19 protein-coding genes and 1 riboswitch are annotated in these 19579 nt (G+C 72.8%); of the genes, 14 read left to right on the forward strand and 5 right to left on the reverse strand.

What is annotated here, in order from left to right; all coding sequences use genetic code 11:
• Positions 1-31: 31 nt before the first annotated feature.
• Together DVR05_RS03630 and DVR05_RS03635 are read left to right on the forward strand one after the other, a co-directional pair.
• Positions 32-526 (forward strand): transcriptional regulator, encoded by a 495-nt coding sequence (locus DVR05_RS03630; protein ID WP_017576791.1) that lies wholly within the window; start codon positions 32-34, stop codon positions 524-526.
• A gap of 288 nt (positions 527-814) precedes the next feature.
• A complete protein-coding gene (locus DVR05_RS03635) occupies positions 815-1420 on the forward strand; it encodes a GNAT family N-acetyltransferase (RefSeq protein WP_198659027.1) in 606 nt (201 codons plus the stop codon).
• Here DVR05_RS03635 and metF read toward each other — a convergent pair.
• Entirely contained in the window at positions 1341-2201 is an 861-nt protein-coding gene (metF, locus tag DVR05_RS03640; protein ID WP_232831971.1) for a methylenetetrahydrofolate reductase [NAD(P)H], read from the reverse strand. The genes DVR05_RS03635 and metF overlap by 80 nt on opposite strands.
• Before the next feature lie 228 nt (positions 2202-2429).
• On the opposite strand from metF, the gene DVR05_RS03645 reads away from it, so the two are divergent.
• From DVR05_RS03645 to DVR05_RS03660, 4 genes are all read left to right on the forward strand, one after another.
• Positions 2430-3233 (forward strand): DUF817 domain-containing protein, encoded by an 804-nt coding sequence (locus tag DVR05_RS03645; RefSeq protein ID WP_116244375.1) that lies wholly within the window; start codon positions 2430-2432, stop codon positions 3231-3233.
• Between the two features lie 67 nt (positions 3234-3300).
• On the forward strand, positions 3301-4389 hold the full coding sequence (locus tag DVR05_RS03650; protein WP_116244376.1) for a polyprenyl synthetase family protein: 1089 nt from the start codon (positions 3301-3303) through the stop codon (positions 4387-4389).
• 123 nt (positions 4390-4512) lie between these two features.
• A complete protein-coding gene (locus DVR05_RS03655; RefSeq protein WP_116244377.1) occupies positions 4513-5784 on the forward strand; it encodes a DUF418 domain-containing protein in 1272 nt (423 codons plus the stop codon).
• Between the two features lie 68 nt (positions 5785-5852).
• Positions 5853-6746 (forward strand): SDR family oxidoreductase, encoded by an 894-nt coding sequence (locus DVR05_RS03660; RefSeq protein WP_198659028.1) that lies wholly within the window; start codon positions 5853-5855, stop codon positions 6744-6746.
• Positions 6747-6779: 33 nt separating this feature from the next.
• Here DVR05_RS03660 and thiE read toward each other — a convergent pair whose 3' ends face one another.
• Both thiE and DVR05_RS03670 read right to left on the reverse strand, forming a co-directional pair.
• A complete protein-coding gene (gene thiE / locus DVR05_RS03665) occupies positions 6780-7442 on the reverse strand; it encodes a thiamine phosphate synthase (RefSeq protein ID WP_116244557.1) in 663 nt (220 codons plus the stop codon).
• A gap of 107 nt (positions 7443-7549) precedes the next feature.
• Positions 7550-7909, reverse strand: coding sequence for an Rv2175c family DNA-binding protein (locus tag DVR05_RS03670; RefSeq protein WP_116244379.1), 360 nt, complete (start codon positions 7907-7909; stop codon positions 7550-7552).
• Positions 7910-8028: 119 nt separating this feature from the next.
• Positions 8029-8141, forward strand: a riboswitch (TPP riboswitch).
• Here DVR05_RS03670 and thiO point away from each other — a divergent pair.
• The 7 genes from thiO (at position 8140) to thiI (ending at position 15985) form a co-directional block, all read left to right on the forward strand.
• Entirely contained in the window at positions 8140-9372 is a 1233-nt protein-coding gene (gene thiO, locus DVR05_RS03675; RefSeq protein WP_116244380.1) for a glycine oxidase ThiO, read from the forward strand. (Overlaps the previous riboswitch by 2 nt.)
• The gene (thiS, locus tag DVR05_RS03680; protein ID WP_116244381.1) at positions 9363-9578 is read left to right on the forward strand and encodes a sulfur carrier protein ThiS; all 216 of its coding nucleotides are present in this window, start codon (positions 9363-9365) and stop codon (positions 9576-9578) included. The genes thiO and thiS overlap by 10 nt, the downstream gene beginning before the upstream one ends.
• Before the next feature lie 2 nt (positions 9579-9580).
• Positions 9581-10351, forward strand: coding sequence for a thiazole synthase (locus DVR05_RS03685; protein WP_116244382.1), 771 nt, complete (start codon positions 9581-9583; stop codon positions 10349-10351).
• A 264-nt stretch (positions 10352-10615) separates the two neighbouring features.
• Positions 10616-12601: a Stk1 family PASTA domain-containing Ser/Thr kinase gene (gene pknB / locus DVR05_RS03690; RefSeq protein ID WP_116244383.1), complete on the forward strand. Its 1986-nt coding sequence runs from the start codon at positions 10616-10618 to the stop codon at positions 12599-12601.
• A gap of 84 nt (positions 12602-12685) precedes the next feature.
• Positions 12686-13348, forward strand: coding sequence for a response regulator transcription factor (locus DVR05_RS03695; RefSeq protein ID WP_116244384.1), 663 nt, complete (start codon positions 12686-12688; stop codon positions 13346-13348).
• Positions 13349-13458: 110 nt separating this feature from the next.
• The gene (locus DVR05_RS03700; protein ID WP_116244385.1) at positions 13459-14484 is read left to right on the forward strand and encodes a 6-phosphofructokinase; all 1026 of its coding nucleotides are present in this window, start codon (positions 13459-13461) and stop codon (positions 14482-14484) included.
• A 217-nt stretch (positions 14485-14701) separates the two neighbouring features.
• Positions 14702-15985, forward strand: coding sequence for a tRNA uracil 4-sulfurtransferase ThiI (gene thiI, locus DVR05_RS03705; protein WP_116244386.1), 1284 nt, complete (start codon positions 14702-14704; stop codon positions 15983-15985).
• A gap of 70 nt (positions 15986-16055) precedes the next feature.
• Here thiI and aroF read toward each other — a convergent pair whose 3' ends face one another.
• The gene (aroF, locus tag DVR05_RS03710) at positions 16056-17102 is read right to left on the reverse strand and encodes a 3-deoxy-7-phosphoheptulonate synthase (RefSeq protein WP_116244387.1); all 1047 of its coding nucleotides are present in this window, start codon (positions 17100-17102) and stop codon (positions 16056-16058) included.
• 386 nt (positions 17103-17488) lie between these two features.
• Here aroF and DVR05_RS03715 point away from each other — a divergent pair, with 386 nt between their 5' ends.
• On the forward strand, positions 17489-18124 hold the full coding sequence (locus DVR05_RS03715) for a molybdopterin-dependent oxidoreductase (RefSeq protein WP_232831964.1): 636 nt from the start codon (positions 17489-17491) through the stop codon (positions 18122-18124).
• Positions 18125-18135: 11 nt separating this feature from the next.
• Here DVR05_RS03715 and macS read toward each other — a convergent pair whose 3' ends face one another.
• Positions 18136-19347 carry a MacS family sensor histidine kinase gene (gene macS / locus DVR05_RS03720; protein WP_232831965.1) on the reverse strand — a complete coding sequence of 404 codons (1212 nt, stop codon included), beginning with the start codon at positions 19345-19347 and terminating at the stop codon, positions 18136-18138.
• Positions 19348-19579: the final 232 nt, after the last annotated feature.

Raw genomic sequence — 19579 nt, forward strand, 5'->3', positions numbered from 1 at the left:
CAGCCACCGTCACGGCCGGGAGCGACAGAAAATGCCATCCGAATACGCGAAGTCCCTCGGTGCGCGGCTGCGTGCCATCCGCACCCAGCAGGGCCTGTCCCTGCACGGGGTGGAGGAGAAGTCCCACGGACGCTGGAAGGCCGTCGTGGTCGGCTCCTACGAGCGTGGCGACCGCGCCGTCACCGTCCAGAAGCTCGCCGAACTGGCCGACTTCTACGGCGTTCCCATGTCGGAGCTGCTGCCCGGCGGCGCCGCCCCCACCCCCCTCGGCCCGACGCCCAAGCTGGTCATCGACCTGGAGCGCATGCAGCAGCTGCCGCAGGAGAAGGCGGGCCCGCTCTCCCGCTACGTGGCCACCATCCAGAGCCAGCGCGGCGACTACAACGGCCGCGTGCTGTCCATCCGCCAGGAGGACCTGCGCTCACTCGCGGTCATCTACGACAAGTCGCCGTCGGACCTGACCGAGGAGCTCATCAACTGGGGCGTCCTGGACCCCGAGGCGCGCCGCGCGGTCGACGCCTTCTAGGAACCGACGCACCGCCCGACCGGGCACGCACGAGAACCGGCGATCCACGGGACGCCGGTTTCTTGTGTGTCCGGGTCCCTCGCACCGCCCGCGACCGGTCCGGCGGGCCACCCCGGACGAGGGCGGCGCGGCCGGGCATGGGGCTTCCCCTCCCCAACCCGGCCGCGCCGCCGACCGCCGGGACGATTCGGCGGACCGAGATCGAACACCAGTTCGATCGAACACCAGTTAACCCCAGCCCGCAGAACGCGTCAAGCGTCTCGGGCGCCCCGGCACTAGGCTTACGGAGTGGTAGCCGACACCGAACTGCGCGAACTCGCCCCAGCGGCCTTCACGCACGCCGTCCCCGCCCTCCTGGAGGTGTACGAGGCGGCCATGCACCCCCCGACCGAGCAACTGCCCGGCCGGGCCTCCGTCATGAACGGCCACGCCCACTACCCCGGCTTCCGCTCACTGGTGGCGGTCCGCGGGGAACGCCCGATCGGCTTCGCCTACGGGTTCCACGGCCAGGACGGCCAGTGGTGGCACGACGTCGTCACCGACGCGCTGCACGCCCGCGGCCGGACCCGGCTGGCCCGCCGGTACCTGTCCGACCCCCTGGAGATCGCGGAGGTCCACGTCCACCCGGACGCGCAGAACCAGGGCGTCGGCAGGGCGATGCTGCACGCCCTGTGCGAAGGCAGGCCGGAGCGCACCGCGGTGCTGTCCACACGCCGGGGCCCGACCGCGGCGCGCCACCTGTACCGCTCGTGCGGGTTCACCGAACTGCTGGCGGACCTCTCCTTCCCCGGCAGCCCGGATCAGCCCTTCTCGATCATGGCCGCGCGGTTGCCCCTGCGGAACTCCGGGGCGCGACCTCCCGGTAGATCTCCCTGGTGGCGGTGGACTGGTTGAAGGTGATGAAGTGGATGCCCGGCGCACCCTCCTCGAGCAGCCGCTCGCACATGCGCTGGGCGTACTCGATACCGAAGGCACGCACGGCCTCGGGGTCGTCGCCGAGGCTCTCGTACCGCCGCGCCAGCTCGGGCGGGAAGGGGGCCCCGGACAGCTTCTCCGAGTGCGGGATCGAGGCCAGCTTCACCACGGGGAACACCTCGGGGATGATCGGCACCTCGCAGCCGCGCGCGGCCACGCGGTCGCGCAGCCGCAGGTAGTCCTCGACGTCGAAGAACATCTGCGTGATGGCGTAGTCGGCGCCGGCCTCGCACTTGCGCACGAAGTAGTCGGTGTCGGTCTCGATGTCAGCCGACCGGGGGTGCTTGTACGGGAAGGCCGCCACACCGACGCTGAAGTCACCGCTGTCCTTGAGCAGCCGGACCAGTTCCTCGGCGTAGGTCAGCCCCTCCGGGTGCCGGACCCACTCGCCCGTCGGGTCGCCGGGCGGATCGCCGCGCACGGCCAGCATGTTGGACACGCCCGCGTCGGACAGCCGCCCGATCAGGTGCCGCAGCTCGGCCACCGAATGGTCGACCAGCGTCATGTGCGCGACCGGCAGCAGGGTGGTGTCGGTCGCGATGCGCTCGGTGGTCTCCACCGTGAGGTCGCGCGTGCCGCCGCCCGCGCCGTAGGTGACCGAGACGAAGGAGGGGCCCAGAGCCTCGATCTCACGGATCGCGCGCCAGAGCCGCGCCTGGGACTTGGGCCCGCGCGGGGGGAAGAACTCGAAGGAGAACATCGGTTCGCCCGAGTCGAGCAGTTCCCGGATCTGACGCGGCCGGGTGGCCGGGTTTCGGAGCCCCGCGGGGCGTGTCGGTGCTGCCAGCATGCGTACAACCTTAGGTGAGCCCCCCTCACCCCTCGGAAGAGGATCCCACTCCGTGAGACGGCGAACGCGAAATGTGTCCGGGCGCACCCTCCCGAACCCGGGTGCGCCCGACGGCGCCACGCCTGCGATCATCGGCCGATGGCGACCACACTCCCCCCACCCCGGCACCTGCTCTCCCAGCTCCTGCGGTTCGCCTGGCTCCAGGCGCGGGCGTGCGCCTTCGCGGTGTGCATGTTCGCCGGCATGGCGGCGTCCACGGCGGTGCCCCTGCCCCTCCCCCGCTACGACGCGCTGCTGCTGTACGCCGTGGCCGTGACGGCGGTGTTCTGGGGGCTGCGGCTGGAGAGCGGCCGGGAGATCGCCGCGATCGCGGGGTTCCACGTCGTGGGGCTGGCCTTCGAACTGGCCAAGGTGCGCCTGGGGTCGTGGTCCTACCCCGAGCAGGCGTGGACGGTGCTGTGGGGCGTGCCCCTGTACAGCGGGTTCATGTACGCGGCCGTGGGCTCCTACATCGTGCGGGCGTGGCGTCTGCTGGAGCTGTCGCTGGTGGACTACCGGGCCCGGGCCACCACCGCGGTGGCGATCGCGATCTACCTCAATTTCCTCACCCACCACTGGCTCCCCGACTTCCGCGTGCTGCTGACGGTCGCGCTCATCGCGGTGACGTGGGGGACGTGGGTGCACTTCACCGTGGGTGAGGCGCGTTACCGGCTGCCGCTGTCCCTGTCGTTCCTGTTGATCGGGGTGTTCCTGTGGGTGGCGGAGAACGTGTCCACCCTGTTCGACGCCTGGCGTTACCCGCACCAGGCGCAGGGGTGGGAGTTCGTCCACGTCGCCAAGCTCGGCGCGTGGGCGCTGCTGGTGACGGTGTCCTTCGTCCTCGTCGCCAGCTGGCACCGGACCCGTGGCGGCGCGGAGGAGCGCGTCGCGAAGGTCCGTTGAGCGCAGGCCGGCGGGAGATCCCGCGAAAGCGGACCGCCCGTTCCGACCAGCCACTAGTGTGCTGGGTATGGCCCTTTCCCCTTCCTCAGCCACGTCCGTCTCGCCCGTCTCCGTGATCCGCTCCGCCGTGGACGGCGAGCTGACCGCGTTCTGCGCCACGCACCGGGCGCGGCTCCTGGAGATCGGCGCCGAGCTGGCCCCGGCCATGGACGCCCTGGAGGCGATGCTCTCCGGCGGCAAGCGCCTGCGCCCCACCTTCTGTTACTGGGGGTGGCGCGGCGCGGGCGGCGCCGAGGACGACGGGCGGATCGTGCGCGCCGCGGCGTCCCTGGAGTTCCTCCAGGCGTGCGCGCTGATCCACGACGACGTGATCGACCGCAGCGACACCCGGCGGGGTCTGCCCGCCACGCACAGGCGGCTGGCCGCCCTGCACGCCGAACAGGGGTGGAGCGGCGACAGCGAGGGGTTCGGGCAGGGCGCGGCGATCCTCATCGGCGACATCTGCCTGGCCTGGTCCGACGAGATGTACCAGGCGAGCGGGTTCGGCCTGGAGACCCTCCAGGCCGGTCGGCCGCCCTTCGACGCGATGCGCACCGAGGTGATGGCGGGACAGTACCTCGACACCCTGGAGCAGGTGCGGGGCACCGGCACCCGAGAGGCCGCGCTGCGCGTGATGCGCTACAAGTCCGCCAAGTACACGATCGAGCGCCCCCTGCACCTGGGCGCGGCGCTGGCCGGACGCCTCGACGCGCTGGAGGGCGTCTACACCGACTACGGCCTGCCCCTGGGGGTGGCCTTCCAGCTGCGTGACGACGTCCTCGGGGTGTTCGGCGACCCCGGCACCACCGGCAAGCCCGCCGGGGACGACCTGCGGGAGGGCAAGCGCACCCTGGTCGTGGCCGAGACCCTCGCCCGCGCCGGGAGGGCCGACGCCGACCGGTTCCGCTCGCTGTTGGGCACACCGGAGCTGTCGACGGAGTCGGTCGAGTGGATGTGCGCGCTGATCACGGACTCCGGAGCGCTCAAGGCGTGTGAGGCCCTCATCGAGGAGTACGCCGGACAGGCCCTGGAGGCCCTGGAGAGCCCCGAGCTGGACGCCGCCGCCCGGGAGCCGCTGCGCCGGCTGGTGGTGGCCGCCACGTCCCGGACGCACTGACCGTCTCGGGGCGGTCCCCGGGACGCGTGTCAGGGACGGACTGGACGAAAGTGGGTTGTCCCCACGCCTGTCCCCCCGGTTGAATCGGCGGCAGTCGTACCACGCGCACGGGGAGGCGTCGTCATGTCCGCGAGAACCGCGTCGAGGGGGCCGACGGGGGCGGGTGAGCGTGCGCTCGCGCCGGACCTGGCACGCGGTTTCATGCTGCTGTTCATCGCGCTCGCCAACACGGTCTGGTACCTGTGGGCGGCTCCGGTGGGCGACCTGACCGCCCACCCGGAGCCCGAGGGACCGCTGGACTCGGCCGCGCAGTTCTTCACCGTGGTGGCCGTGGACTCGCGCAGCTACCCGATGTTCGCGTTCCTGTTCGGGTACGGCATCGTGCAGCTGGCCACCCGCCAGGAGGCGGCCGGGGCCGCCCCGAAGGACGTGTCCGCCCTGCTGCGGCGGCGCAACCTGTGGCTGCTGGCCTTCGGCTTCGTCCACGCCCTCCTGCTGTGGTTCGGCGACGTCCTGGGCGCCTACGGGCTGGCCGGTCTGGTGCTGTGCTGGCTGTTCCTCCGCCGCAGGGACACCACACTGCTGGTGTGGGCCGGGGCGCTCACCGGAATCATGGTGCTGTCGTCCGCGGTCGGCCTGCTGGGGCTCGTGCTGTCGGATCCGGGCGCGGGGGCCTCGACCGCGGACTTCATGGACCAGCTGGCCGGCAACATCGAGAACCCCTTCGTGCTCGGCGCCGCCCTGGGCCGCGTCACGGTCTGGCCCGTGGTCGTGCTCGGCCAGGGGCTGTTGGGGTTGGTGGTCCCCACGGTGATGCTGTTCGGGTTCTGGGCCGCGCGCCGCCGGATCCTGGAGGAGCCCGGGCGGCACCTCCCCCTGCTCCGTCTGGTCGCCTACGTCGGGATCCCCGTGGGCTGGCTGGGCGGCGCGCCGACGGCCCTGGCGCAGATCGGGGTCTGGGACACGTCGTCGGGGGAGGCGTTGGCCTTCCTGGACCTGACCACGGGGATGGCGTGCGGCCTGGGCTACGTCGCGCTGATCGCGCTGATCGCCCACCGGATCCAGCGGCGCGGTCGCGAGCCGGGCGTGGCGCTGACCGCGCTGACCGCCACCGGGCGGCGCTCCCTCTCCTGCTACCTCGCGCAGTCGGTGCTGTGCGCGCCGCTGCTCGCCGCCTGGGGGCTCGGCCTGGGCGCGTCCCTGACCTCGTGGAGCATGTTCCTGTTCGCCGTCGGGGTGTGGCTGGTGACGGTGGTGTTCGCCTACGCGCTGGAGCGCGCGGGCCGACGCGGGCCGGCCGAGGTCCTGCTGCGCCGCCTGTCCTACCGGCGCCCCCTCCGAGGGCGGGCCGCGGGGCCCTCCGACGGCACGGACCAAGAGCGCACCACCCGCTGACCGGAAGCCGCAAAAACGCGCGTGCCGTTCGGCGCCCGGCCCGCTCCCATCCCTCAGGATGGGGTGTCATGGGCGACGATCACATGACAAACCACACCATAGGGGTGACCGGGGCGACCGGGGCGATCGGTGGCCGCGTCGCGGCCCGGATCGCACGACTCGGGCTGACGCAGCGGCTCATCGTCCGCGACATCAACCGGGCCCCCGAGTACCCCGGCAGCAGCGCCGCCATGGCGGCCTACGAGGACACCACGGGCTTCGAACGGGCCTGCCGCGGGGTGGACACGCTGTTCCTCGTGTCGGCGACCGAGTCGGAGGACCGGATCGACGCGCACACGAGCGCGGTGGACGCGGCGGTGCGGGCGGGGGTGTCGCGGATCGTCTACCTGTCCTTCCTGAACGCCGGTCCCGCGGCCACCTTCACCTTCGCGCGGACCCACTTCTTCACCGAGGCGCACATCCGACTGTCCGGGGTGACGCACACGTTCCTGAGACCCAGCCTGTACCTGGACCTGCTGCCGCGCTGGGCGGACGAGCACGGTGTGGTGCGCGGGCCCGCCGGTGACGGCCGTGTCGCCTGGGTGTCCCGCGACGACGTGGCGGACGTGGCGACCGCCGTGCTGACCGACCCCGCGGTGGTCGCGGTGGCGTCGAACGCGACCTACGACGTGACCGGACCGGAGGCGCTGACCCTGGGCGCCACGGTGGACCGGCTGTCCTCGCTCACCGGGCGCACCATCCGGTACGTGCCCGAGACCTGGGAGGAGGCGTTGGAGTCGCGCCGTGCCGGGGGGGCGCCCGAGTGGGCGATCGAGGGGTGGGCGTCGTCGTACGCGGCGATCGCCACCGGGGAGATGGACGTGGTCGCGCCCACCGTGCCGAAGCTGACCGGGCACCCGGCCCAGTCCATCGAGGGTTTCCTGCGGCGCCACCCGAGCGCGCTGTCGCACGTGGCCGTGTGACCCTCCCCGGGTGGCGCCCCGGGGAGGACACCGCTACGCGCGGGCGGTCAGCCGGGCGCGCAGTTCGGCCGCGGCCGCCCGGGGATCCTCCGCCTCCGTGATCGCGCGAACGACCACGACCCGGCGGGCCCCGGCGTCCAGGACACGGTCGATGTTGGACAGATCGATGCCGCCGATGGCGAACCACGGCTTGTCGGTGTCCAGGGTCGCGGCCCGTTCGACCAGCTCCAGTCCGGCGGCGGGCCGTCCCGGCTTGGTCGGGGTGGCCCAGGTCGGGCCGACGCAGAAGTAGTCGCTGCCGAGCTCGGCCGCGGAGGCGGACGCGGCCTCGATGTCGTTGTTGGAGCGGCCGATGATCGGGTCGGCTCCGATGATGTCCCGGGCCATGGGGACGGGCAGGTCGCGCTGGCCCAGGTGCAGGATGTCGGCGCGTACCGCGCGGGCGATGTCGGCGCGGTCGTTGACGGCGAGCAGGGCGCCGTGCCGCTCGCAGACCTCCCGGAGCACCTCCAGGGCCGCGATCTCCTCTCGGGCCTCCAGGTCCTTGTCGCGGAGCTGGATGATGTCCACGCCCCCGGCGAGGGCGGCGTCGGCGAACTCGGCGAGATCGCCGCGCCCACGCCGGGCGTCGGTGCACAGGTACAGAAGGGATGCGTCCAGGCGCTTGCGCAGGCTGGTTCCGTGGCTGGTCCTCACGGTGCCCACCCTAGGGCCTGTGCTGTGGGTCACCCAAGGGGAACCCCCCACGGCGGCGTGCCCCGGACACGGGCGTCGGCGCGGCGGGGCCCACCGGCGAACACGGGTCAGAAGGCCAGCCCCTGGGCCCGGCGGCGGACCTCGGTGCCCCGGTTCTCGCGCATCGCCTGGATCGGCGTCCCCGGCAGGGAGTCGTCGGGCGTGAACAGCCAGCGCAGAGCCTCCTCCGTGGAGAACCCCGCGTCGCTGAGCAGGACCAGGGTCCCCGGCAGGCCCTTGACGAGGTCGTCGCCGTCGAGGAACGCGGCCGGGATCGACAGCTCCCCGGAGCGGACCACGCCCATCATGCGGTTCTCGCGGATCAGCTGCTTGATCCGGTTCGGGCTCACGCCCAGCGGCGCCGCCGCCTCCTTGAGGGTCAGCCACTCGCCGACCAGGGCGTCGATGTCGGGTTCGTGTCGTGTCACACCACTAATCTGCCACACCGACGTGGGGTGCGGACACCGTCGCGGCACGAGTCCCCGCGCCGCCGGGGAGATCCCCGTCACCGCCCCCGAGGCGGGGTCATCTAGGATGAACACGGAAGTAAACGTCCCGCGGGAGCCGGGTGGACCCGGCTGAGAGGGAGGCTGGTCCGGCCTCCGACCGCACGAACCTGATCCGGGTCATACCGGCGAAGGGAGTGGAACCCGGCGCCATGCGCACATCGAGCGATCCCCACCCCGCGACGAGTCGTCCTACCAATGCCGGCGACCGGGTGGTCGTGGTCGGCGGAGGTCTCGTCGGACGGGTCACCGCCTGGCGCGCCGCCCAGCGCGGACTGTCCGTCACCCTGGTCGAGCCCGACCCCGTCGACGAGCCGCGGCGCGCCCGGGCCTCCTCGGTGGTCGCCGCGGGCATGCTCACCCCCGCCACCGAGGCGGCGTTCGGGGAGGAGCGGCTCGTGGAGCTCGGGGTCCGTTCCGCCGGGCTGTACGCCGACTTCGTGGCCGAGCTGGAGGAGGCCAGCGGCGTTTCGGTGGGCCACCGCGCCACCGGCACCCTCCTGGTCGCCTTCGACCGGGACGACCTGGCCGTCCTCGACGACCTCCACGGCCTGCAGCGGCGCATCGGCGTCACCGGCGAGCGGTTGACCAGCCGCGAGTGCCGACGTCTGGAGCCCATGCTCGCCCCGTCCGTGCGGGGCGGCCTGCTCGCCCCCGATGACCACTCCGTGGACCCGCGGCTGCTGCTGCGCGCCCTGGCCGCGGCGGGCGCCCGGGCGGGCGTGGCCGAGGTGGGCGACCGGGTCGAGGAGGTCGACCGCTCCACCGGCGACGCCCGGCTGGGCGTGCGCCTGGCCGGGGGCGACGTCCTCCCCGCCGACCAGGTGGTCCTGGCCGCGGGCTGCTGGAGCGAACGGATCGCGCTCCCCGAGCCGGTGGTGCCGCACCTGCGCCCGGTCAAGGGCCAGCTGCTGCGGATGCGTCCACCCGCGGGCGAGCCGCCGATCGTCTCCCGCACGGTCCGCGGGCTGGTCCGGGGGTTTCCCGTCTACTTCGTGCCCCGCGAGGACGGCGAGGTCATCGTCGGCGCCACCCAGGAGGAGCTGGGCTACGACACCGCGCTGACCGCCGGGGGGCTCTGGCAGGTCCTGCGCGACGCGCGCGAACTCGTCCCGGGGGTGACCGAGCTGGAGATCACCGAGACCTGCGTCGGCCTGCGCCCGGGTTCCCCCGACAACGAACCGCTCCTGGGTCCCACCCGGATCCCCGGGGTGCACCTGGCGGGCGGACACTACCGGCACGGCGTCCTGTTGACCCCGGTCACCGGCGAGGTCATGGGCGAGGTCCTCGCCGACGGCACGCTGCCGGAGTACGCGCGCCCCTTCGCCGCCGACCGCGAGCCGGGCGGCGACCACACGAGCACGTGGGAGAAGCAGTGGAACTGATCATCAACGGTGACCGGCGCGAGGTCACCGAGGACACCACCGTGGCCGCGGTCGTGCGCGACCTGACCGGCGCCGGGGACGGCGAGGTCCCGGGCGGTGTCGCGGTGGCCGTCAACGACGAGGTGGTGCGGCGCGCCGTCTGGGCGGACACATGCCTGAACACCGGAGACCGGGTGGACGTCCTGACCGCCGTACAGGGAGGCTGACCATGACCGACATCGTCGACGACCCGCTGGTCATCGCCGGCACCTCCTTCGGTTCCCGGCTCATCACCGGCACCGGCGGCGCCCCGTCGCTGGAGGTGTTGGAGGAGGCCCTCCTCACCTCGGGTACCGAACTGACCACCGTGGCGATGCGCAGGGTCGCGCCCGGGACCCAGGGGTCGGTGTGGGACGTCCTGACCCGGAACAAGATCCGCCCCCTGCCGAACACGGCGGGCTGCTTCACCGCCGCCGACGCCGTGCGCACCGCCAGGCTCGGGCGGGAGGCCCTGGGCACCGACTGGGTGAAGTTGGAGGTCGTCGCGGACGAGCACACGCTCCTGCCCGACCCGGTGGAGCTGCTGGAGGCGGCGGAGCGGCTGGTCGACGAGGGCTTCACTGTGCTCCCCTACACCAACGACGACCCCGTCCTGGCCCGCCGTCTGGAACAGCTGGGGTGCGCGGCGGTCATGCCGCTGGCCGCGCCGATCGGCTCCGGTCTGGGCATCCGCAACCCGCACAACCTGGAGCTGATCGTCGAGCAGGCCGGGGTGCCGGTGATCGTGGACGCCGGGATCGGCACCGCCAGCGACGCCGCCCTGGCCATGGAACTCGGCTGCGACGCCGTCCTGCTCGCCACGGCCGTGACGCGTGCCCAGGATCCGGTGCGGATGGCGGCGGCCATGCGCGACGCCGTGCGCGCGGGGCGCGGAGCGCGTCTGGCGGGGCGGATCCCCGTCCGCCGGCACGCCCAGGCGTCATCCCCGGCGATCGACTGACGACGCGCGGTGGGCGCCGCCGGGGCCTCCGGCGGCGTCACGTACGGTGGTGGGGTGAGCGGTGCGCCCGGAGCGGCACCGCACGACTGACGACGACCCAGGCGCGAACGCCTCCCGCACCGGCGGTGCGGGGCGGCGCCACAGCGATCCGCGGGGCGGTCCGGGCACGAGCTTCCGCTATCGTGTCGGTTCGACACCCGGTGTCGGGTACGCGCCTCCGGCCGCGAACGCCCGCGCTCCCCGCAGCAAGGACACTACTCCGCCGTGGACATGACGACTTCCGATCCCCTCGTAGGCGCGACGCTGGACCGACGCTACTTCGTCGAGTCCAGGATCGCCGGTGGCGGGATGGCGACCGTCTACGTCGCCCACGACCTGAGGCTCGACCGGCGACTGGCGCTGAAGGTGATGCACCCGTCGCTCGCGCAGGACCCCACGTTCGTCCAGCGCTTCATCAACGAGGCCCACTCCGTCGCCAAACTCTCCCACCCCAACGTGGTCCAGGTCTTCGACCAGGGCGAGGACCAGGGCCACGTCTTCCTGGCCATGGAATACGTGCCGGGCCTGACCCTGCGCGACCGGCTGAGGGCCGCCGGGCGGCTGCGGCCGCGTGAGGCCCTGCACGTGATGGCCTCGGTGCTGGCCGCGCTGGGCGCCGCCCACCAGGCGGGGATGATCCACCGGGACGTCAAGCCGGAGAACGTCCTCATCACCCAGGAGGGCATGGTCAAGGTGGCCGACTTCGGGCTGGCCCGGGCCGTGGAGCAGTCCAACCAGGGCCTCACCCGCACCGGCACCCTCATGGGTACCGCCGCCTACCTCGCGCCCGAGCAGATCGAGCAGGGTGTGGCCGACGCGCGCACCGACGTCTACGCCGCGGGCATCATGCTCTACGAGCTGCTCACCGGCGGGCAGCCGCACACCGGTGAGACGCCGATCGCCATCGCCTACCAGCACGTGACCGAGGACGTCCCGCGTCCCTCGCACTTCCTGCCGGGACTGCCCCCGGAGGTCGACGACCTGGTCACCAAGGCCACCGAGCGCGACCCCAGGTACCGGCCGAGCAACGCCGGACAGTACCTGGCCAAGGTTCTGGAGGTCCTCAACCGGCTGCCCGAGGACGGGGAGCCCGCCGGGGGGCCGCTGTCCCCGGTCGCCCAGCCGGGCGCCGCGACGGCCGCCGTGACCGCTCCGCAGCTCATCGCGGGCGGCGCGGGCCCGGGCACGGAGAACGCCACGATGGTCGTGGACATGAGCGGCGCGGACCTGGACGGCGGCGGATACGACGACGGGGGCTACGACGACGGTTACGTCGAGGACGACGCCGACGCGCTGCGCAGACGGCGCAGGCTCCTGCTCGGGATCGGCGGCGCGATCGTGGCGATCGTCGTGTGCGTCGCCGGGTGGTGGCTGTTCCTCGGCCGCTTCGAGAGCGTTCCCGACGTGAGGGGCGACAGCGTCGACGCGGCCCGCGCCGCGGTCCGGGCCGAGGGCCTGATCCTGGTGGAGGCGGCCGAACCCGTCTACAGCGACTTCGAGGCCGGGGCGGTCGCCCGGACCGAGCCGGGGGCCGGGGAACGGCTGTCGCCGGGGGACGAGGTCACGGCGTACGTGTCCCAGGGGCCGCGGGTCGTGGAGATGCCGGACCTGGTGGGCGAGGAGAGCACCAACGCGATGGCGGCGATGGAGGAGCTCGGCTTCGGCCCCGACAACCTCCAGGAGGAGGTCGTGGACGCCGAGGACGTGCCGCCCGGCCAGGTGATCTCCACCGACCCGGCCGCCGGGGAGGACGCCGACCGCGAGGAGACCGTCACCATCCAGGTCAGCCGGGGTATCCAGGTGCCCGCGGTGGCCGGCCAGGAGCTGGAGGAGGCACAGCGGACCCTGGAGGAGCTGGGCCTGACCGTCGAGGTCGTCGAGGAGGAGAGCGAGGACGTCGACGAGGGCGTGGTCATCACCCAGGACCCCGACAACGGCAGCACGGTGGGCGCCAACGCCACCGTCACGCTCACCGTGTCCACCGGACCGCCCGGGATCGAGATCCCCGACGTCCTGGGCATGCGTGTCGGCGAGGCCCGCAAGGAACTCGAGGAGGCCGGGTTCAAGGTGAAGGTCGAGCGCATCGCCGGGGGGCGGACCGTGGCCCGGCAGTCCCACACGGGGGAGGCCCCGGAGGGCACGGAGATCGAGATCGTCGCGACGCCCGGCGGCATCGACTTCGGTGACTTCGGCGATTTCGACGACGACTGACGGCCGACCGAACGAAGGGGCGGGGGGTGCGCGCACCCCCCGCCCCTTCGTTCGCGTGCCCCCGTCCGGGATAGGCTCGCCCGCATGGCGAGCGAGGCGGTCCGGGTACTGGTGGTGGACGACCACCCGATGTGGCGTGACGCGGTGGCGCGCGATCTCGACGAGGCGGGGTTCGAGGTGGTGGGGACGGCGGGCGACGGCGCCAAGGCGCTGCGGATCGCCCCGGCCGCCCGGCCCACGTTGGCCGTCGTGGACCTCAACCTGCCCGACATGACCGGGGTGGAGCTCACCTCGGGCCTGGTGGCCCTGGCCGAGCCGCCGCGCGTCCTGGTGCTCTCGGCCAGCGGCGCCGGTGACGACGTCCTGGCCGCCGTCAAGGCGGGCGCGACGGGTTACCTGGTCAAGTCGGCGGGCCGGGAGGAGCTGCTGGACGCGGTGCGCCGCGTGAACACCGGTGAGGCGGTCTACACCCCGGGGCTGGCGGGCCTGGTCCTGGGTGAGTACCGGCGCCTGTCGTCGACCGGGTCCCCGGGCACCGCCGACACGGGTCCGCCGGTGCTGACCCCCCGCGAGACCGAGGTCCTGCGGCTGGTGGCCAAGGGGCTGGCCTACAAGCAGATCGCGCGACGGCTGTCCATCTCCCACCGGACGGTCCAGAACCACGTCCAGAACACCCTCACCAAGCTGCACCTGCACAACCGTGTCGAACTGGTCCGATACGCCATCGACCAGGGTCTCGACGATTGAACGGACGGTGAATTCCCGCACGGGGTTGGCCTGGGCTCCGTCCGGACACTATGGTCTAGACCATATGGCGGCAGGCGCCGTCCAGACCCACAATGTCGAGGAGAAGTCGCATGCGAGTCGGTGTTCTGACCGGTGGTGGAGACTGCCCCGGTCTCAACGCGGTCATCCGCGCCGTGGTGCGCAAGGGCATCAAGGACCACGGCTACGAGTTCGTCGGCTTCCGGGACGGGTGGCGCGGCCCCCTCGAGGGCGACACCATGACGCTGGACGTGGAGGCCGTGCGCGGCATCCTGCCCCGTGGTGGGACCATCCTCGGCTCCTCGCGCACCAACCTGATGAAGATCGAGGGCGGCGTCGAGCGGGTCAAGGACAACATGGCCGGTCTGGGCGTGGACGCCCTGGTCGCCATCGGCGGCGAGGACACCCTGGGTGTGGCCCGCCAGCTCCACGACCGCGGCGTCAACGTGGTGGGCGTGCCCAAGACCATCGACAACGACCTCAACGCGACCGACTACACGTTCGGTTTCGACACCGCCGTGAACATCGCGATGGAGGCGATCGACCGCCTGCACACCACGGCGGAGTCGCACCACCGGGCGCTCGTGGTCGAGGTCATGGGCCGCCACGCCGGATGGATCGCGCTGCACTCGGGCATGGCCGCGGGCGCCAACGTCATCCTCGTCCCGGAGCGCCCGTTCGACATGGACGAGGTCGTCAAGCACGTCGAGAGCCGGTTCCGCACCCAGTACGCGCCGATCATCGTCGTCGCCGAGGGCGCCCACCCCAAGGAGGGGCAGATGGAACTGGCCACCGGCGAGAAGGACGCCTTCGGCCACGTCCGCCTGGGCGGTATCGGCCAGCGCCTGGCCGACGAGATCGAGCACCGCACCGGCAAGGAGGCCCGCTCGGTCGTGCTCGGCCACGTGCAGCGCGGCGGCACCCCCACGGCCTTCGACCGCGTCCTGGCCACCCGGCTGGGCCTGCACGCGATCGACGCCGTCGCCGACGGCGCCTTCGGGAAGATGGTCGGACTCCGGGGCACCGACATCGTCCGCGTCGACCTGGCCGAGGCCACCGACACCCTCAAGACCGTCCCGGCCGGGCGCTACCAGGAGGCCGAGACCTTCTTCGGCTGACCGGGGACCGTTCCGGCGCCGGAGGAGACCGCTCCGCCCGCCGTCGCCCCGTGGCGCGGCGGGCGGGGCGTCCGCGCCCCCGTGTGGCCGGTACCCCCCGGAAAACGGCTGGAGCGGTGGGCCCGGTGTTCGATACTGGAGGGGGACGGCGGGTGTGCCCGGTCCCGCCGCCGTCGCATCCACGTCGCACCGGGGCGCATCCACCGGAGGTAGCACCATGTCCGCGTCGCTTGAGTCCGCGCCGCTCCCCGCAAACCCGGCCGGAGCCGACGCCGGACTGGGCGAGCTCTGCGTTCTGATGAAGCTCGGGGAGATCGTCCTCAAGGGCTCCAATCGCAAGCTGTTCGAGCGGCGGCTGCACAACAACATCCGCAACTCGGTACGCGATCTCGGCGAGATCCGGCTCTCCCAGCGCGGTTCCGGCGTGATCATCGTCCGCAAGCCCGGCGCCTCCGACATCGAGGTCGCCGAGATCGCCGACCGCATGGCCAACGTCATGGGTGTCGTGTGGGTGCACCTGGTCCGCCGGGTCGCCAAGGACCTGGACGCGGTCACCGACGTCGCGGTGCGCTCGATGGCCGACCGCGACGGGACCTTCGCCGTGCGGGCCCGCCGCCGCGACAAGCGCTTCGAGATGACCTCCGCCGAGCTGGCCGGCTACCTCGGCTCGAAGATCATCGAGGCGCACGGGTACACCGTCAACCTCAAGCACCCCGACAACACCCTGTACGTCGAGGTGGACAAGGACGAGGCGTTCGTGTTCACCGACGGCGTCCCCGGCCAGGGCGGCCTGCCCGCCGGGATGAGCGGGCGCGGCCTGGTCCTGATGTCCGGCGGGATCGACTCCCCCGTCGCCGCGCACCGGATGATCCGGCGCGGGCTCAAGGTCGACTTCCTGCACTTCTCCGGGATGCCGTTCACCGGCCCCGAGTCCATCTACAAGGCGTACAGCCTCGTGCGCCAGCTCGACCGCTTCCAGGTGGGTTCGCGGTTGTTCGTCGTGCCCTTCGGCAAGGCGCAGCAGCAGCTCAAGAGCTCCGGGATCGAGCGGCTCCAGATCGTCGCCCAGCGGCGGCTGATGCTCAAGACCGCCGAGGCCCTCGCCGACGACCTGGGTGCCGAGTGCCTGATCACCGGGGACGCGCTCGGCCAGGTGTCCAGCCAGACGATGACCAACATCACCGCCCTGGACGACGCGGTGGACATGCCGATCCTGCGCCCGCTCATCGGAATGGACAAGACCGAGATCATGGACCAGGCCCGCCGGATCGGCACCCTGGCCATCTCGGAGCTGCCCGACGAGGACTGCTGCACCATGCTGACGCCGCGCCAGGTGGAGACCGCGGCCAAGATCCCGGACCTGCGGCAGATCGAGAAGCGGCTCGACGCCGAGGAGCTGGCCGAGTACCTGGTCGGCACCGCCCAGCTCCACAAGCCGAGCTTCCTGGGCGAGGAGGCCCCCGCCCGGGTGACGGGCCGGACGGTCACCACCAGCGCCTGACCGGCTGACCGGCGACCCCCGGGCCGGACCGTCCCCGTGACGATGGTCCGGCCCGCGCCTCGGCCGAGGCTCAGAGAGCGGCGAGCTGACGGCCCGGGGCCGGGGTCAACTCACGGCCGCCGAGGGCGGCCAGGGTGCCCGCCACGTCGCGCAGCTCGGCCAGGTCCTCCTCCAGGAGCGCCTGGGGACCGTCGCACAGCGCGTTCTCCGGGTCCGGGTGCACGTCCACGATGACACCGTCGGCGCCGATCGCGATGGCCGCGCGCGAGAGCGGCAGGACCAGCTCGCGCTTGCCGCCCGAGTGCGACGGGTCCACGATCACCGGCAGGTGGGACAGGCTCTGCGCGACCGGGACCGCGCTGATGTCCAGGGTGTTGCGGGTGGCCTTCTCGAAGGTGCGGATGCCGCGCTCGCACAGGACGATGTCGAGGTTGCCGCGCTGGGCGATGTACTCGGCGGCCATCAGCCACTCCTCGATAGTGGCGCTCATGCCCCGCTTGAGCAGGACCGGCTTGCCCGCGTCACCCACCGCCTGGAGCAGGGCGAAGTTCTGCATGTTGCGGGTGCCGACCTGGAGCATGTCGGCGTAGGAGGCGACGAGCTCGACGTCGGCGGCGTCGACGACCTCGGTCACGATCGGCAGCCCGGTCTCCTCGCGCACGTCGGCCAGGATCCGCAGGCCGTCCTCGCCCAGCCCCTGGAAGGCGTACGGGGAGGTGCGCGGCTTGTAGGCGCCGCCCCGCAGCAGGGACGCACCCGCGGTCAGCGCCATGCGCGCCGCCTCCAGGGTCTGCTCCGGCGTCTCGACGGCGCACGGGCCCGCGATGACCGTCATGTGGTCGCCGCCGATGGGCACGCCGCGCACGCTCACCACCGACCGGCTGCTGTGGTTCTCCCGGCTGACCAGCTTGTACGGGGCGGAGATGCGCAGAACGTCGCTCACCCCAGGCTTGGCGGCCAGTCCCAGGTCCTGGAAGCGCTCGACGTCGCCGACCAGGCCGATGATCGTACGGCTCACGCCGCGTGTCACGTAGGCCTCGCCCCCGGCGGCGGAGACGAGTTCGACGAGATCGTCGATGTTGTCGGAGGTGGCGTCCGGTGCCATCACGATGACCATGTGCGTTGTCCCTGCTAGTCGTATGGGTGACTGAGCCGCGCGGCGGACGCGCTTCACCGGGTGGCCGGTCCGGAACGCCAAGGAGCCCCGGACCATCCGGCCCGGGGCTCCTTGTGAGGTCTTCTCTGTCAGCGCAGCGCTCGACAGGCGACCGTCCGAGGATCGGGCCGGTAGCCATAAAAGCGCCAGAAGTTCCGCTGCATGTGAGCGACTATAGCGCACAGCCGGCGATCCGCCACACAACCGGGGGGAGTGACGTAGCTCTCGTGTCGGCCTGGCAGGATGGCCAGATGTCGACCTTTCCCCACAGGACGGGAGGACCCGCCCACCAGGGGCGGACACGAGAGCGGGGCCGACAGGCCGGAACCAGACGAACGGAGGACGGTGTGTCCGACGGAACGGGGGACGGTGACCGGGGGGACACGCGGGCGGCCCGGCTGCCGCCGGGCCAGGCGCTGCGGGGCGAGCACAAGGCCCTGCACTACGGGCCAGTGCCGACCTTCCGGCCGCACAGGTGGGATTTTCGGGTGATGGGGGCGACCGAGACGCTCGGCAGCCACCGGTGGACGTGGGAGGAGTTCGGACGGCTGCCCGTGACCGACTCGGTGAGCGACTTCCACTGCGTCATGCGCTTCAGCGTCCCGGACGTGCGCTGGCGGGGGGTGCGCGCGGTGGACCTGGTCCGGGTGGCGCCGCCCGGGCCCGAGGTCACGCACGTGATGGCCTGGGGCGAGTACGGCTACAGCGCCAACCTGCCACTGGACGTCTTCCTCGGTGAGGACGTCGTTCTCGCCACGCACCGGGGCGGTGAGCCGCTGGCCCCGGAACACGGCTTCCCGCTGCGGCTGGTGGTGCCCAGCCTGTACGGGTGGAAGAGCGTGAAGTGGCTGCGCGCCGTGGAGTACATGACCAAGGACCGGAGGGGTTTTTGGGAGGAGCGCGGCTACCACAACCGCGCCGACCCCTGGAATGAGCAGCGGTTCTCCTACCAGGAGGAGCCCGGGCACGGCCCGCCGCTGTAGGGCGGCGCCGGTCAGGCGCTCCCCCGCGCACGGTCGCGGGGGAGCCGCAGTTCGACCTCGGTGCCCTCACCGGGTTCGCTCACGACCCCGGCCGTCCCGCCGAGGTCGCGCATCCGGCCCAGAACCGACTGCGCGACGCCCAGTCGGCCCTCCCGGCGCGCCTCCTCGAGTCTGCCCGGCGCGATGCCGGGCCCCTCGTCCCGGACCGACACGGTCACCGCGTCGCCCTCGTCCTCCACCAGGACCCAGACGGGGGTGCCCTCGGGGCAGTGCAGCGCCACGTTGTCCAGGGCCGCCGCCACGGCCGCGGCGAGCTCCCGCGCCGCCCGGCTCGGCAGGAGGACCGGCGTGGCGGGCGCGGACACGGACACGTGCACCGACTCCCCTCGGCGCACCAGGTCGCGCAGATCGAGCGTGCCGGCCCCGTCCGCACTCCCGGCCCCGGGGTTTCCGGCCGCGGCGGCGCCCACCGCACCCCCGGCGGCCCCGTCGTCGACGAGCCCGTCGGTGAACAGGGAGCGCAGCCGCACCTCCTGCTCTCCGGCCATCCGACCCAGTTCGGCGGCCTCTCCCCCGGCTTCGGCGCCGCGCCTGCTCACCAGGGCCAGCACCTGGAGCACCGAGTCGTGCACGGAGCGGGCCAGCTGTTCGCGCTCGCGGATGCGCGCCTCCAGGGCCACCGCCCGGGCCAGGCGCTCCTCGGCGCGTTCGGCCACCTGTGCCATGTAGCCGACGGCCAGTCCGGTGAGCAGGAGCAGCACCACGCCCCGGACGGTCGCGTCGGTCACGGCGGCGCCCATGAGGACACGCAGGGTGATGTCGGCGAAGCCGTAGAGGAGGGCGACCGCGGCCGCGCCGCGGCGGCCCCGGATGACGCTGGCCGACAGCGCGGCCCCGGCGAACCAGTAGCCGCTCAGCGGCGGGGCCTGGGTGAGGTAGTGGGCGGTGGCGGCCGGGGCCGTGGCGAAGAGGCAGGTGAAGGCCACGCCGAGGTCGGCGGCCAGGAGGCGCCGTGTACGCCGCGCGGGCCGGGCGTAGGCGCGGGTGGTCACCGCGGTCCACACGATCATGAGGGCGAGCACCGACCAGGCCACCCAGGGACGGCTCAGGTACGCGTGGTGCTGCACGACCAGGACGACGGAGTAGACGAGGGAGGCGGCGCGGAAGACGGCGATCGCGCGCCAGAGGGGGACGTCGAAACCGCTCCTACGGGTGTCGGCCATGCTCGACCCTCTCACTCTGAGCCGGTCCGTGCCGGCGGCCCCGCGAACGGGCTTCGGGGCCGTGGGACGGCACGAGCTGGCCGCGCGGGCGTAGCCGGGTCCTGCCACCCCTGACGGGTGTGCCCGGTGTCCCGCGTGGGCCCGTGGTCCCGCGCGCCCTGGGGCGCGCCGTCCGATCGCCGCCGACGCGCGAAGCCACGGCGGCGAAGGAGCTGGGGGCGGCGGGACGGTT

The sequence above is a fragment of the Nocardiopsis sp. FIRDI 009 genome (genome assembly GCF_003386285.1).
Classification (GTDB): domain Bacteria; phylum Actinomycetota; class Actinomycetes; order Streptosporangiales; family Streptosporangiaceae; genus Nocardiopsis.